At 48.8% G+C, this 15,045-nt stretch carries 12 protein-coding genes and 1 pseudogene; all 13 read left to right on the top strand.

All coding sequences use genetic code 11. The features are described from left to right. The first annotated feature begins 195 nt into the window (after positions 1 to 195). The 13 genes and pseudogenes from IPK17_RS04680 (at position 196) to IPK17_RS04620 (ending at position 15,043) form a co-directional block, all read left to right on the top strand. A complete protein-coding gene (locus IPK17_RS04680; protein ID WP_343416498.1) occupies positions 196 to 1,182 on the top strand; it encodes an nSTAND1 domain-containing NTPase in 987 nt (328 codons plus the stop codon). Then, on the top strand, positions 1,176 to 2,666 hold the full coding sequence (locus IPK17_RS04675; protein WP_343416497.1) for a formylglycine-generating enzyme family protein: 1,491 nt from the start codon (positions 1,176 to 1,178) through the stop codon (positions 2,664 to 2,666). The genes IPK17_RS04680 and IPK17_RS04675 overlap by 7 nt, the downstream gene beginning before the upstream one ends. 15 nt (positions 2,667 to 2,681) lie before the next feature. After that, entirely contained in the window at positions 2,682 to 3,086 is a 405-nt protein-coding gene (locus tag IPK17_RS04670; RefSeq protein WP_343416496.1) for a hypothetical protein, read from the top strand. Beyond that, on the top strand, positions 3,068 to 3,817 hold the full coding sequence (locus IPK17_RS04665; RefSeq protein WP_343416495.1) for a hypothetical protein: 750 nt from the start codon (positions 3,068 to 3,070) through the stop codon (positions 3,815 to 3,817). The genes IPK17_RS04670 and IPK17_RS04665 overlap by 19 nt, the downstream gene beginning before the upstream one ends. Positions 3,818 to 4,346: 529 nt before the next feature. Further along, complete coding sequence (locus tag IPK17_RS04660) at positions 4,347 to 5,450, top strand: tyrosine-type recombinase/integrase (protein ID WP_343416494.1); 1,104 nt, start codon at positions 4,347 to 4,349, stop codon at positions 5,448 to 5,450. 2 nt (positions 5,451 to 5,452) lie between these two features. After that, a complete protein-coding gene (locus IPK17_RS04655) occupies positions 5,453 to 6,067 on the top strand; it encodes an HNH endonuclease signature motif containing protein (protein WP_343416493.1) in 615 nt (204 codons plus the stop codon). A gap of 355 nt (positions 6,068 to 6,422) precedes the next feature. After that, a pseudogene (locus IPK17_RS04650) lies at positions 6,423 to 6,734 on the top strand (toll/interleukin-1 receptor domain-containing protein); the annotation flags it as partial. Positions 6,735 to 6,794: 60 nt separating this feature from the next. Continuing rightward, the gene (locus IPK17_RS04645) at positions 6,795 to 7,631 is read left to right on the top strand and encodes an NB-ARC domain-containing protein (protein WP_343416593.1); all 837 of its coding nucleotides are present in this window, start codon (positions 6,795 to 6,797) and stop codon (positions 7,629 to 7,631) included. Between the two features lie 330 nt (positions 7,632 to 7,961). Next, entirely contained in the window at positions 7,962 to 9,071 is a 1,110-nt protein-coding gene (locus tag IPK17_RS04640) for a tetratricopeptide repeat protein (protein ID WP_343416492.1), read from the top strand. Positions 9,072 to 9,763: 692 nt separating this feature from the next. After that, positions 9,764 to 12,553 (top strand): DEAD/DEAH box helicase, encoded by a 2,790-nt coding sequence (locus tag IPK17_RS04635; protein ID WP_343416491.1) that lies wholly within the window; start codon positions 9,764 to 9,766, stop codon positions 12,551 to 12,553. A gap of 698 nt (positions 12,554 to 13,251) precedes the next feature. After that, positions 13,252 to 14,211 carry a hypothetical protein gene (locus tag IPK17_RS04630; protein WP_343416490.1) on the top strand — a complete coding sequence of 320 codons (960 nt, stop codon included), beginning with the start codon at positions 13,252 to 13,254 and terminating at the stop codon, positions 14,209 to 14,211. 207 nt (positions 14,212 to 14,418) lie between these two features. Next, positions 14,419 to 14,727: a stage V sporulation protein S gene (locus IPK17_RS04625; protein ID WP_343416489.1), complete on the top strand. Its 309-nt coding sequence runs from the start codon at positions 14,419 to 14,421 to the stop codon at positions 14,725 to 14,727. A gap of 76 nt (positions 14,728 to 14,803) precedes the next feature. Continuing rightward, the gene (locus IPK17_RS04620; protein WP_343416488.1) at positions 14,804 to 15,043 is read left to right on the top strand and encodes a hypothetical protein; all 240 of its coding nucleotides are present in this window, start codon (positions 14,804 to 14,806) and stop codon (positions 15,041 to 15,043) included. Positions 15,044 to 15,045: the final 2 nt, after the last annotated feature.

The raw sequence follows: 15,045 nt of genomic DNA, 5'->3' as shown, positions 1-15,045 counted from the left end.
GCCGCTTCGCTCAGGCAGTTCATCACGTCCACAAGCGGTTTTGTCCCGCCAAGTCAATCGTGTGTAACCACGCTGCGCATTCCAATCATTTCCCGGTAACTGCTGAATATCCGCTCACGAGGTTAGGATGTTGTAAGGCAAAAATCGTAAACACACAATTATACTATAAGATAAAATTGACTAGCGAGATCCGTCATGTCAACCGTACGTGAAATTCGGGTCTTTTTATCTTCGCCGGGTGATGTTGCCGACGAACGAGCAATTGCGCTGAAGGTCTTTGACCGCCTCAACGAAGATCCCCTCCTGCGCGACCAGATCACCATTCGGGTTGTCGCGTGGGATAAGCCCGGTGCGGACGCGCCGCTCTTAGCCACAATGACGCCACAAGAAGCGATCAGCGCAGGGCTACCGAAGCCTTCTGAATGCGATATTGTGATCGTGATTTTCTGGTCACGCATGGGAACGCCACTCCCCATCGAATATGCCAAACCAGATGGCAGTCGCTATCTTTCTGGCACAGAATGGGAATACTACGATGCCTATAACATGGCTAAGGCGCAGGGTAAACCACTCTTGGTGGTCTATCGCCGCACACAACCAGTCTTACTCGACCCGACCAACGATCCCAAATTCAAGAAGAAGCTGATCCAGCAGCGGCGTGTCCAGCGATTTTTCGAAAGCTTTGTAAACCGTGATGAGTCACTGCGCGGCGGAGTGAACAATTACACTGCACCCGAGGATTTCCGCGACAAACTCGAAACACACCTCCGGAGCCTGATCAAACGATTGCTGCCCATCGAGCATAACGTCGTCGTCCCGCCTACTTCCGTCACGGCAGCAGACGTTGCGTCCCCCTACCCCGGCTTACGACCATTCACAACTACCGAAGCTCGCAATTTCTTCGGACGCGGTGTGGAGACCGATGAACTGGTCAACCTTGTCGCGAACAACCGCTTCATCACCGTGTTTGGCGCGTCTGGCAGCGGCAAATCATCGTTGGTGAATGCGGGCCTGCTGCCGCGTCTTGAAGGGAACGCCGTCCGAGGCAGTCACGACTGGATCATCCTACATATACTTCCGGCAGAAGGTACAGCGCATGATCCGTTCTTGGCACTGGCTCTGACGTACTACAATACCCCATCCTCAATACGCTGGTCGGACGTTGTAATTACACTGTGCTGAAGCCGGGATTGCGTGCAACACGGGCGATCATCGAGCGTCCGGCGACGCTATCACAGATCGCCATTGAACCGGAGTTGGTCGAACTCATTCTTGCCGATATGAAGGATGAGCCGGGTTCCCTACCCCTAGCTGCTTATGTCTTGCGGGAGCTCTTTGAGCAGTCCAAGCAAACTGGAACGTTGACACGCGCAGCATACCTCAGCATGAACGGTATCAAAGGCGCGATCAGCGCCCAAGCGGATAAGCAGTTCGTTCTCTTGTCGCCAGAGGCAAAAGCTACGCTGCCCTTCGTCTTTCGCCGTCTCGTCACACTCAATGAACGCAACGAGCCTATTGCCCGTCATGGCGTACCAACAACGGCATTCGGGACTAATGCGGCGGCACAGCAATTACTGGAAGGGCTTGACCGAGCGCATCTGCTCGTTTACAGCCGAGATGGGTCGAATCAGCCTGTAGTCGAATTAGCGCATGAGGCAATCCTCTCTAGTTGGGACGAACTTCAGCCGTGGCTGAAATCTGATGGCGAGTTTCTGCGCTGGAAAACCGATTTCGACGCTGATGTGCGTGCATGGGTGACGCACAATCGAGATCGCAGTTATCACTACACCGGCTTGCGTCTTGCGGTTGCCGAACGATGGTTTAAAGACTATGCTGCCGACTTCGACTCGCCAGATGCCAAAACATTTATGGCCCGATCTCGACAGCAGCGTCAACTGATTCGATTACTCTGGCGCTTCGTCTACACAGCAACCCTATTGATAGTTAGCGCATTGTCATTCCAGACCCTGTACCAACGAAGTCTCATCGTCGATGCAGCAGGCGAAGTGGTTACTTTTCCCGCCAGCACCGCCAGACTCGGCGCGGAGGAACAGCCGATTCAACTAAATGCATTTGGGATCGAACGTTTTGAGGTTACAAACCGCCAGTACAACATATGTGTTGAAGCAGGAATCTGTCTACCCCCGCTCTACCCTTCTACAACAATGGCAGAAGAGAAAGCCGATGATCTCCCGGTATCGTGGGTCACGCTGTCACAAGCCATCCAATACTGCAATTGGATCGGTCGGCGTATTCCCACAGCCGATGAATGGGAGCGTGCCGCACGTGGCACAGATGCGCGACTTTTTCCTTGGGGAGGTGAGGAACCGGGAGAAGACCACCGGATAAACTGGACGCTTTCCGATTTTCCAGAGTTATTCGCGTTTCATGCCGTTCCGGCAAACGATCCAGACTATACCAGTGGCGCAACACCCGATGGCATATTTCACATGCTTGGCAACGTACAGGAGTGGACGAACACACCCTCTGACTGCGAACTCGGTTGTCAGCGCGAATGGGACGGTACTTCACCCGTCTTGTTCGTCGGGCAAGGATGGGCAAATGGGATGTGGATAAGCGGGGCTACGCTCAGCCCACTGGCTCAGCGCACGCCAGCAGAGCCGAACTTAGCCCTGCTCGATCTTGGTTTTCGATGTGCAGAGTGAGCAAAGGAGCATTTCATGAAGCGTCGAACGATGTTTGTTGTGCTGACGCTGCTGCTACTAACAGTGTCGCTCATACCGTTCTGGTTTGTCGCATCACAAGATCAGGGTGAGGGTTTCACTTCACCGGACGAGTATTTCGCTGAACACACTGCCGATAACGTTGAGCTGACCCCATTAACGGCGTTTGCCCCAAATGGCGAAGCCTTCACGGAGAACGATCTATCCGAAGTGGATGGCGGCATCGGTATCGAAATCGAAGTAACAAATCCCGAAGGTCAAGTTTTGGGCTTAACCGTCTATGGAGCCCAATCGCAGGCAGTGGTGGAATACCTAAATGCTGCGCGCATCTTTTTGAAGCCATCGCAACAGACGCTAGCCTCGTGTACGCACCGGATTTCGCGTTGGGCGATTCGTTCCTGACAGCGCTGACCGAGGTTACAGGGCTTGATGTGACCGAGTTCGCCAACTTCGAGCGAGACAGAGCAAGCGAAGGACTAACATTGCGCGATGCAATTAGCGAATTAACCGGAGACCCGGCGTTGTCAGATGAGGTTCTATCACGGGCAAATGCCTTATTGGAGACTGCGCTTGCCGAAGCTGCGGATCAGGGATCGCTCGGCGATCTAGATCAACAGAGTTTGTATAGCAATGGGGTTGAAGCCTTTACTATTGCGATGGACGAACCGGAAATGCCCGTAATCTCGCTGCCACCGGACACTGAACGTCTCGGAGATGAAGATGTGGTCATCCTCTTGTCGCTGATTGACGGAGCAGTCGAACTGAACGCTGGTCAGGAAATGACTGTCTATTACATCATCGATCCACCTCTGCGCGCCATCACATTAGGCAGTGTAGGAACGCGCCATTACTATCGCGTTTCCGCGCGTTCGGTATGGTCACAAGCGGTTGCCAGCGCCGGACAGGTAACGAATTATATGTGGCGTTACCCCAACGGAAGTCAGTATGGCTATTACGGCGTCGATGTGCCGGGAACACCGTTACCTGCTAGGTTATCGATGGGAACAGGATCAGGAACGCCGACACGCACCTATGATGATCGCGTGGTTGGCGGTAATGGCAACACGAACACTTACACCATGTATGGAGTATTTACGCAATGTCCGAGCAATGGAGCACGCGACTGCGGCTAATCGGCATTACGTGAATACCAAGAACTGACTCAGTAGAGACGAGGCATCTTCTACCTCGTCTCTACAACTCCTGACGCCCCAACAGTCTTCACCATTGCCCACTCGCGCAATTGTGGTTTCCAAACACACTAAATCAAAGTCCAGCTTAAGAGACCGATGGTCTATTGACCTACTTCAGCCATCTGTGTTTGTTGGAATTTATGGGTGGTAACGCGGTTCACCGTGTTGATTAGAACGAACAGAAGTTCACCTAATCAAGCAAGAAACTGCACACAAGTCTCACAATTGATGGTATAATTACTGCAATATCGAAAATGTTCGGCGCTCACCTCAGACCGTGACCCCTGAACTCCTATTTCTCTTGGAGTTTAGTCATGGTCAATCCACTTATCATTCAAGATCCACCCCATTCTGTAAACCCTAGCGGTCCACGTGTTTGCCCGCAGCTCTTTCGATTCGAAATCGATGGGGAAATGGGTGACACACATGTTGTTCCCTATTCTAGTGGAGTTGGAGGAATGGGGTGAACATGACAACTGCGCCGCGCATCCTACTCACGCAGCAGTTACCAGCGGATGACCACACCAGCTCGTTAGCCGAGTATCGCGGTTATCTAAACCCACGCCTTTCTGCTGAAGAAATGTTGACGAATTCCCCGAACATGCAACAGAACGACCGCTACGTGCTCCAACAGTATGTGAATTGGTCAAGGTTTCAGCCCGGCTTTTTCCTCGTGCCTGATCTGAGCAAATATCGCGATTTCCTCTTTGACACTGGCTTGCGTCCAGCCACCGTTTCTATTCACGTAACCACTATACGGAAACGACTAGAAGCGATAGCACGAGATCGAGACCTGCTCTACAGCTTAATCGTCCAACCAATGACCTTGTTGGAAAAGAAAGCGGTCATTGACGAGTTGGTCGAACGTATCCGCAATGCCGTTCATCCTGACGCGACACGAGTTCGTATAGGTGTCATACAGGATGTGCCAGACAATGAGCATCAACGATTGACCAAAGATCAAGCCGACGAACTGCTGCGCGCGCCGGGGGTGGTTACGCTTCTTGGACTGCGTGATACGGCAGCGATTGCGCTAGCGTTATGTACTGGTATTAGAGAACGCGAACTAGTGAATTTGACTGTTGCTGACCTACGACAACAGCTTGACGGCGAACTCGCGCTTCACGTGAGGAACGGAAAAGGTGGCAAAACGAGGATGATCCCTTATGGGGAACTAGTCTGGTGTCTGCAATTCGTCGATGCGTGGCTGAGATCAGCGAATATTCAATTAGGAGCCGTCTTTCGACGCGTATTCTGGTATGCAACCGAGAAGCATCACAAAGTGCGGGCAGAGACCGGGCACATGCATCCCGGTTTCTTGAATGATATGCTGACCCGGTATCCACTGGTATTTGACAACAAAAAGGTATGTGTGGAGGCACACGACTTACGTCGAACGTATGCCCGACGCTGTTATGAGGCAGGGATGGACGAACTTCGTATCCAGCGCAACATGGGGCATGTGAATCTGCAAGTGACGCGGCGTTACATCGGCGATCTTGATGGTAAGCTGCGCCGTCCTCCAGCTGCATATGCACAACCCGCTGATCTACTGGCAGCGGTGGGGGCTTAGATATGTGGACGCAAACCTACCGCTGCGCGAAATGCGGCGTCGCCAAGCCGAAAACAGAATTTCATCGATGCACCAAAAGCGCACAAGGAGTAGTGAGCCGCTGCAAACTATGCATTCGTGAGGACGGGATCGCAAAACGCGAGTCGAGACGCGAATATGAGCGGGCCTATCGACAGCGAAATCGGGAGCAGTTGAACGAACGGCAGCGCATCAAGAATCGAAGCAAACGACACAAGCGGAACGAACTTAAGCAGGCGTGGCGATCACAACGCCCAATGGACTATAAGCGGACGGTCGTAAACGCTAATGCGAAGCGCTACGGAGCAGCAGAACGCATCTCATTGCACGCGTTGGAAGCCTTGTGGGAAGCGCAGGGCGGTATTTGCCCGTTTACGCTAATGCCACTAGAGCCGAGAACCGCCGTGCTTCATCATCTGGTGAGTCTGACAGACGGAGGAAGCAACATACTATCCAACATGATCTTCACGACACGTCAGGTTCATTTTCACAAGCAGAAGCATCGGCTGTCAATGGAAGGGTTCTGTGAGGCAGCGGGTTTGGACTACGACACGGTGATGGAGCGCATCCAGCAGATGCATGAACGGTTACAACCATAAAAACGACACCGTGTCGCCTGTGAACAAACAGTGCTTGAGCGTCCTCGGAGAACTACCGGCACAGGCCGCGATCTTGGATATTGGCCCGTCTATACGATTTAGTTAGCTTCAAATGACAAGTATATTCCTCGATCTTATTGCGGTTTTTCGGTTACCATTTAACTAACAATTAGGTGTCGGCGTTAGGTTCTTTGGACCGGGGGCTGCCTTTTCTCTAGGCCCTACCGCTTGCTGCCATAGGTACGCCTTTTCGATTCTGGCTAAACTGATCACGATGCAGAAGGAGAACAGCAGTGGACGACAGTAAGGTCAGTGCTTTTATCTCTCACTCTACGCATGATGATCTTTTGTTTCACAGCTTGGAAAAGATCTTGAATCGAATGGTATTGAGGTATGGATAGATCACAGACCAAACACTATATCCCCCGGAACCGATTGGGATTCAGCAATTGAAGCAGCAATCGAGAAATCATCAGTCTTACTATTTGTAGTCACGCGCGAAAGCTTAGAGTCCGCTGTGGTTAAAGCAGAATGGAATCTTGCACTAAGCATAGGTAAACAAGTTGTTCCTCTAATTGTCAGCGTGGGCTTAAAGAACAGCGATCTTCCCTTCCGCCTGAAACTTCTTCAATGGATAGATTTACGAGTTGATTATTTTGCAGGGGTTTCGCAATTGATTGATTTGCTTGTATCAAACGGAGTAAAAACAGAGACTTCGGATATTATTGTGCATCCTCCTGTGCAACTTTCAATTGGCCCATCCTACGGACAACTTTTTGGTATAGAAGAAGTGGCAGGCAAGTTACTCGAAGAGATCTTAGATTCGAAGGGGTCTTGGATTCATAGTATCGAAGGTCTAGGGGGAATCGGTAAAAGCACCCTTGTAGCGTATACGCTAAGGCAGATGGCTGCTCTTGAAAATCGAAACTTCGCAGCTGAACACTGGATTGTCGTAGGGCAAAATGGTATCGACACATGGGATGATGTCAATCAAGATAGTAGTTACATTGTAGACGAAAACTACATCTACGACGCAATTGCTAGACAACTCGGTTTGGAAGCAGTTCCGTTACTCCCGGTCACGGAAAAAGCGAAGATTATCCGGAAAATACTAAAGTCGACGCCAAATTTGATCGTTATTGACAATTTACAGACACCGGGTGACGTCAAAGCGCTTATTCCCATCCTCAAACAACTTTCCAATCCTACAACCTTCTTGCTTACGTCACGAATCGCAGTATCTGACGACGTAGAGCCGATAACACATCACCCATTGAAGGAATTGGGTATGACAGACACCCTAAATTTAGTTAGATACGAGAGCCATCAGAGAAGTATTGATTGGGTCCGAGAAGTACCTGACAAGGAGTTGAAGGTCATTTTCGATACTGTAGGCGGGAATCCTCTAGCCGTGAAGTTAGTAGTCGGGCAGTTGTCAGACTTGGGTTTGGACAGTGTATTGGAGGGGCTTACAGCAAATCTTAGCAAAGAAGGTCAAAAAATGTTTCGGCACTATATGCTCGTTCATGGGAGTTGCTTAGCTCTCTTGAACAAGCAGTTTTGATGACTCTTGGGGATGTAGGCGTAAGTGGGGCAGATTGGAAGCTAATTCAATTGATGAGCGGATTGGGCGACTCCGATCTCCGTGAAGGCATTAGGGGACTTAGTGCAAAATCACTGATTTCTATCGATAGAAGTTCGCCGAAGTACATTTATACGATACACCAACTGACCTATACTTTTTGCAAAATGATATCTTTAATCAGCTGTAGAACCTAACATGACATTGAGTAGTGTTCCACGCGAGCAATTACTAAGGAGTCGATTTGAGAGATTCCTCAGTGAACTTGTCAGAGTCAAGCAGGAAGGTATTCCCAAAGAGGTTCTCGACATATTGTTTATCCAAGCTGTAGTAAAATGCGCAGAGGACGCAAGAACTTATTATCCAAATAATGATTTTTCCGAATTAATTTCAGAGGTTTTCCAAGAACTTTACTACCACATGCACACACTTGGTGAATGGGAGCGAATTTCCACCTACTGGCGCGAAACGGCTATTCCGTTCGCTCGCAAAGGAAGTAACCCCGTTCTTTTGGGACGACTGCTTGTGCAGTTCGCAACGATAGAAGGCAATCGTAGCAACTTTGGCTCGCTTGAGGAAATCTACACAGAAGCGACAAACCTTTTAAAACATAGTACAGATGTAAAAGCTAACCAAGAGCTCGCAACAACGCTTTTTCAATTTGGCGCTAGCCTCGTAGACCGAGGCAATTTTGAGCAAGCGGTGGCTATCCTTAGCAGTTGCATTGAAGTGTGTGACGCAAATTCAAACCACAGAATAAAGGCGTTCACCTTAATTCAACTGGCCAATATCAAGGTGTATCTAGCACAATTTGACGAAGCATATCGAATCTTGCGGGAGAGTCTTGAGATATGGGAGAAAATAGGCGAGCGAGATGGCCTTGCACATACTAGCTTATATGCCTTGGGCAAAGCCTATTCCCTTAACAAGAAGTACATTGAGGCCAAACAAGCTCTATGGGAGTCACTAGAAATCAAGCTGCGATTGAATGAATCTAAGGAGGCAATTGCTAACTGTTCGCACAGATTAGGCAAGGTTCTTGTGCACCTACACGAATACGAAGAGGCAACTAAACATCTCAATACTGCTCTACAGCTTGGTAGATCACTGGACGACAAGGAATGTATAGCCAATACCTATATTAGTCTTGCAATCATGGAACGAGACTTGAGGCACATTGATCGAGCTATAGCTTATTTGTGTGATGCACTGGACCAGATCGAATCAGTGAGAGTTGCAAGTCTAAAATTGAACATCTCCTATTTATTACTTCCATTGCTATTTATCACATTTAGGTGGTTAACTGCAATCAGAATTACAGCTAAGGTACCCTCATATCTGAAAGAGCAGGAGTTAGGATTGGCTGACGTGATTCGAATTATATTGAAGTCTGTAACGGGGAAACTGTCCTTGGAAGGCTAAGCAAGAAAACCGCATAATATACTTATAGGGCGATCTCCTGCCGGACAAGTCTGGCAATAACCTTTCTCGCGTAACACCTGACTAAAATACTGAGGATCAAACGTCCTTTTGGGCTTGAGACTGCATAGCCATTAGTCAGTGAGGCAACCAGAGTAACTGGCCTTCCTTGCTCCCAAGATGTTTCTGCATGTTCGTCAATCCAACAAACCAACTGTCTAGACTGTCTCTGGTCTCAATAGGGTGATCAAAAGTCCTCGTTGCAGTGGGCGAGTATTAGCGACTGATGTTATAATAGACATCAGTTCTAATCATCATCGAAAGCGCGAAAACAGACATGGGTGTTGACCAGCCAAAAGCCCTAGAGGCAATACGGTTGGAACATACTCCTCAAGCCCGCAAAATCATAGCTGTCATGAATGACACGGCTGATTGGAAAACCCGCGCAGAAATCGCCCAACAGCTCCGGAAATCAAGACTCAACTCACGTTATAGTAGTTTGCCGGATAGGTTATCAGCGAATGGCCTTATCGAGAATAATGATCATGACTATCCCGCTCGAATTGGCATAAGGATGTCTACTGACTACGTGAGGAATTCACGTACGACGAAACTCAATACACCTTTTTCGGTGCTATCGGTAGCATCAAGGAACTTATACCGCTTCAGACTAATTAAAGGCGTATGCAAAAACTATGAGCTATTTCAGTGAGCACTATAGCGATGTACGTTATCCGCTCGCTTCAAATACTACTAAAGGTCTGCGTCGCGCACAGCTCGGAGGTATACATGCTATCTCGTCTTACTTTACGCGACGTACTAAACCTAGGAAGTTGTCTCCTGCGATAGTTGTAATGCCAACAGGATCGGGAAAAACAGCAGTGCTCGTACTGAGTCCGTTTGTGCTCAGTGCTACTCGTGTACTAGTGGTCTCGCCCAATAAGATCATTAACGCTCAGATTGACCATGATTTTCAGTGCCTAGACCTCTTGACGGAGCTTGGAACTCTACCTGCAAACATACCTAGACCTAGAGTCAAAATCCTAAGAAAAAGGGTCAGAAGCGAACAAGGATGGAGAGATCTCCTTAGCTACGACGTTGTCATCGCAACACCTGATATAGCAAGCCCGGGCGAGGCAAGAGGGGTTGTAAAACCTCCAAACGATCTTGATTTGTTTGATTTGTTACTAATGGATGAAGGTCATCATGAGCCTGCTGCGACTTGGCGAAGCCTACTCGATACATTTCCAGACGCAAAGAAGGTGCTTTTTACCGCTACACCATATCGGCGAGATGAGAAACAGATCTCCGGCACAATGATTTATGATTACTCAATGAAAGAGGCATTTGAGGACGGCATTATTACGAGTATAGACTTTCACGGCGTTAAAGCTGAGAAAGAGAATGAAGATGTGGTTCTTGCTCGGGAAGCCAAGCGACTACTTGGTCAAATTCGTGCAACAGGGATATATCAGTCGCTCTTGGTTCGAACTGACTCAAAAGCACATGCGAATCGGCTTGAAGAAGTATATCAAGCAGAGGAATTGCATGTCAAAGCTGTTCATTCAGGAATCTCCTATGACGATATCGCAGAAACGATAAGGCAGTTAAAGGACCATGTACTTGATGGTGTCATCGCTGTACAAATGTTGGGAGAAGGATTCGACGTCTCTACCTTGAAGATCGGTGTGATTCACAAAAAACACATCTCGCTACCGGCCACATTGCAGTTCATTGGTAGATTTGTTCGAACTGAGGGATCAGAGATTGTATCGAGAGGACAACTGTTAGCAATTGAAGACCCTGAGCTTGAGATAGAGCGTGAGAAACTATATCTTGACGGGAAAGTGTGGTCAGAAATCGTTCCTCAACTCTACCAAAATCGCCTTGAACGGGAGCAAGAAAGACAAGAGGTTGAGGAGAATTTCGAAGATTTGCCGATTGCGTATGACAGGAAGCCGTATTCTGAAGAATGGTCTATAAGTTCCATCAAGCCCTCTTACCATGCAAAAGTCTATAAATTAGCGGAAGGTGCGCGGCTTGACTTAACGCGAAGCATTGGCATAACTGGCTTCGAAGTACTTAGTCCGAAACTCCACCGCGATCAATCTACTTTAGTATTTGTTGTAAAAGCAAGCCGTCGGCCCCAATGGTCAAAATCACGCGTCTTTAGGGAAACGCAATACGATCTCGTCATAATCCATGTCAGTCGGCAATATGTATTCGTAAATTCTTCAACCCGCAATGAAAGCATATACGGTCAAGTGATGCAGCAGATAGTAACTGCCGGTAGATATGATCCCTTGCCGTCAAGCCGACTAAACAAAGCGTTACTTGATCTAGATTCGCTTGAGTTTTTCAATATCGGTATGCGCAATCGGCTAGCAAACAGCCGCAGCGAGTCCTATAGGATAATTGCTGGTTCCGGAGCACACTTAGCTATTAGGCGGAGTGATGGGAGACTATTTAATCAAGGTCACGTATTTGGACGAGGAACTGTAGAGGGGCAAACCGTGACAGTTGGTTATAGTAGTTCGTCTCGAGTTTGGAGTACTACAAAACACAAGCAAGGTATTCAAGGATTTATCGAATGGTGCGAAAGTCTTGCCAAGCGCTTTGAGAGTGAACGGGAAGTTTCCACGCAATCAGATCTAGACCACTTGTCAGTAGGATCCTCTCTCGAAAGTCTGCCACCTGACCTACTTTTTGTTGACTGGCATGAAACCATTTACGGTGACGGTGAAAGTAACTACTTCATCGAAGTTGTCTCATCTGACGGTCGCTATAAATTTGATTTACTAGACCTACAACTCAGTATCAAACGCATAAATCAAAGACGCAATTCATCAATTCTAGTTCTCAGCAATTATCCGGTATCAATTTCGTTGATTTACAATCCTCTCGGCTTTCCTTGGTTTCGTTATGAACAAACTGATGGAGTCCGAGTATCTATTCAAAGAGGTAAGGCCAATCTCACTTTAGAGGATTTCTTGGCTGAGTATCCCCTCAGAATATATACCGCTAGTGGAATGATAATTGGAGCTCAAATTTACCGAACACCTGATACCTACAGTACATATGATCCAAACAATATTCTGGGTTGGGATTGGGAAAGCAATGGTGTAAATATCTTTAAAGAATATGATAAACCCAATGCTCGCACCAAAGACTCGATACATTCGTACTTAAAAACAGCTTTGCCGAACATACATGAGTTAGTATTCTACGATCACGGTAGTGGTGAAATTGCTGATTTTGTTTGCCTGTCGCGCCTAGATAATGCGATCAAGATTTCTCTGTACCACGTCAAGAAAGCAGGCGGTTCGCCGCAAAGATCACGAGTTAGTGACGTATACGAGGTATGCGGCCAAGCGGTCAAGTGCCTAAACTGGATCAAGAAACCAGCTATGCTACGCAAACGTATTCAACAAAGGCTTAAGTTACGTACAAAGGAATTTGTAAAGGAGTCTGGCGGCTTGGGATGAACATGTTAAGGCAAATCAGCAGGCATTAAGGCCAATTAAGTATGAGGTTGTTATCGTGCAACCCGGGATTAGTAGAAGCGGGCTTGAGGATAACGTTGCAAATGTTCTTGCAGCTACCAATGATTATGTTGTTTTGGACGAGTGTGAAGCTCTAAGGGTCATCGGCTCGAAGTAAAACTGTGCCACTATATAATGCCGCTCTTATACAAACGATAATGGTTTGGGCATTGGCGCTTGCTCTATGTGAAGGGGTGACTGTCAACAAAAGATATATCAAGTTTCAGTCCAAATTCATATAAACAGTTGACTGCCCTCTAAGCGAGACGGTGGCGCGTGATGTTAACTCGATCATCTTTCTAGCCGCCATACATGGGGAAGAATCTAGTTGAGGGGAGAAGAGCACAGAAGCCATCTTTGCGGGAAAAACTGCTCAAAAGTTTAACGATCAAACACTTGCGCTTCGAACACTTATTCGTACAATAGAAACTAAAGAAGCCGTCCTTCGCTGGAACGAAGTCGGCTGTGGAATTGATACACTCAGCACCCTGAAAGGGTTGCCGAGCGCGGCGCTGGAACGCCCGCCCGGCTGGCTGCACCTGCTGTAACAGGCACAGCGTCTTTGAGTATAAATTGCAAAGTTCCCCTGTCAACGGGCGAATTCTTTGTATGCATATTCAGGGCGGTTGGTTGCATTAGCAATGGTGCAGCTAACCGCCCTTTCTGTTTCACTTTTGAGCGCGCCGCTGACACGCTCTGGAAACAGGAGTATGCATGTCATGACTGCCCCTTCGGAAATGTTGGCACTTGTCCGTCCGCTCTCTCAAGAAGAACGTCTCGCTGCTCGTGAAGCTGCCCGCGCGGCTATCGTTACGATGAGCGGCGCAAAACCGGATCGGGCGACCTTTGACGTTCCTCAACTTAGCCGTTATCCGCGTTCCATCATGCGACTCATCACAGCACTCTGCATTTTGCTTCTGTTTGCCGCTTTCACTCCATCGGCGATCCGGCTCTACCATATCGGTTCAACTACTTTTGGCAGTGCTATCAGTCATCTGCCTTCGATGGAGGTTGTCGGCATTGCTACCATTCTCCTCGCTGAAACTGGCCAGATTGTCTTCTCGCTCGCCTTAGCAGTCTTGCCATCGACCAGAGCAGTGAAAATCTTACTTTACGGCTCGATGGGAATTGCAACTGCAATTGCCCTCATCGGCAATATTCAAGTCGCGCTGCCGGGCGATTGGAACAATCCTTTCGGTTGGCTGGAAGCGGTCGCTCCGCCCTTATTGGTACTTACCACGGCCTATGTTCTGAAATCGCAGATGCTCGACACGATTGAGCAGCGCCACGCTCATGAGCGCGCCTACTTGCAAGCACTGGCGGAATGGAAACAGGCGGCAGCCAATCCTGAGAATCATCCTCGTTGGCCACAGTTCTATGCGAATTCCCTGCGTGATGGACTACGGACCGCGAACAAAGCGAGGCGCACACTTAATCTTAATGAGCTGACAACCGCCGATTGGCGCGCGCTAGTCTGGCGGGAGTTTCATACCGAAACATGGTACGAACAACCGGAACTGCCGGGGAAAGGAGGTGAAATTGCCCCTGCATCGGTACATGAGAATCATGTGGTTCTAGAAGCACTCCCTTTAGGAGCGTAAGCATCAACTATTTCACCGTGGAACGTCAGCGAGCACGCGCACAGCGGCCCCGACTACGTGCGCGCACCCGGCACTGCGAAGTCTGTGGTACACGCCTGCCGAAGGGCACACGCTTGAACAAACGGACATGCTCGGATCGCTGTCGAAAACGGAAACAGCGTCAACAGAAGTCACATTTCGCTTAGGTTAGTCAAGGAGACACAGACAATGCAGCACAATGACGCCCAACCGCAGAGCGACCCCAATGCGAATGAAATTATTCGTGTGCGGTCAAATACTGACCCAACGCTACTAGCAGGCGCAGTTGCGAAACGCATCCGCTTGACAGGAACAGCCCATCTGCGAGCGATTGGGGCCGCAGCTATCAGTCAGGCAGTCAAAGGCATCACGATTGCCAATGACTATCTTGTAGAAGAAGACATGCCGATTGCCTACACCAGTTCGTTTCAAGACCTCATTGTCGCAGGCGAAGAGCGAACTGCCCTCAACTTCATGGTTTTCCAGCTAACCAAGTGATTCACATCGGGGTATGAGCTGTGAGTTTGCTCATACCCCCCACATTTTATCCGTACACAGTAAAGGAACACTGATTATGCGTTACCTACGTCCAATTGATAACCTGCCAATTCTGCCTAAGAACAGCCGCAGCTATCTGACACTCCTCTTGGAACTTTTGCAATGGATCAGCGAGATGGAGGCGCGCGAGGAAAAGGCGAGCTACCACAAGTACCGGGCATGGGCGTACGACCACTTTGCCGCCGTAGAAACTCACGCCAAAGACTACCAGCAGCTAGCGACCCGTTTGGGTCTCATAACTACCCGGAGCAGGTGAGT

The organism is Candidatus Flexifilum breve (assembly GCF_016713355.1).
Note: the sequence above shows the minus strand (reverse complement) of the source record. Positions and strands in the feature narration are given on the sequence as shown.

Excerpts from the sequence above, each read along its gene's own strand:
- IPK17_RS04620 (WP_343416488.1), top strand. The coding sequence starts at position 14,804 with ATGCGTTACCTACGTCCAATTGATAACCTGCCAATTCTGCCTAAGAAC.
- IPK17_RS04680 (WP_343416498.1), top strand. The coding sequence starts at position 196 with ATGTCAACCGTACGTGAAATTCGGGTCTTTTTATCTTCGCCGGGTGAT.
- IPK17_RS04660 (WP_343416494.1), top strand. The coding sequence starts at position 4,347 with ATGACAACTGCGCCGCGCATCCTACTCACGCAGCAGTTACCAGCGGAT.
- IPK17_RS04630 (WP_343416490.1), top strand. The coding sequence starts at position 13,252 with ATGGTGCAGCTAACCGCCCTTTCTGTTTCACTTTTGAGCGCGCCGCTG.
- IPK17_RS04625 (WP_343416489.1), top strand. The coding sequence starts at position 14,419 with ATGCAGCACAATGACGCCCAACCGCAGAGCGACCCCAATGCGAATGAA.
- IPK17_RS04635 (WP_343416491.1), top strand. The coding sequence starts at position 9,764 with ATGAGCTATTTCAGTGAGCACTATAGCGATGTACGTTATCCGCTCGCT.
- IPK17_RS04655 (WP_343416493.1), top strand. The coding sequence starts at position 5,453 with ATGTGGACGCAAACCTACCGCTGCGCGAAATGCGGCGTCGCCAAGCCG.
- IPK17_RS04670 (WP_343416496.1), top strand. The coding sequence starts at position 2,682 with ATGAAGCGTCGAACGATGTTTGTTGTGCTGACGCTGCTGCTACTAACA.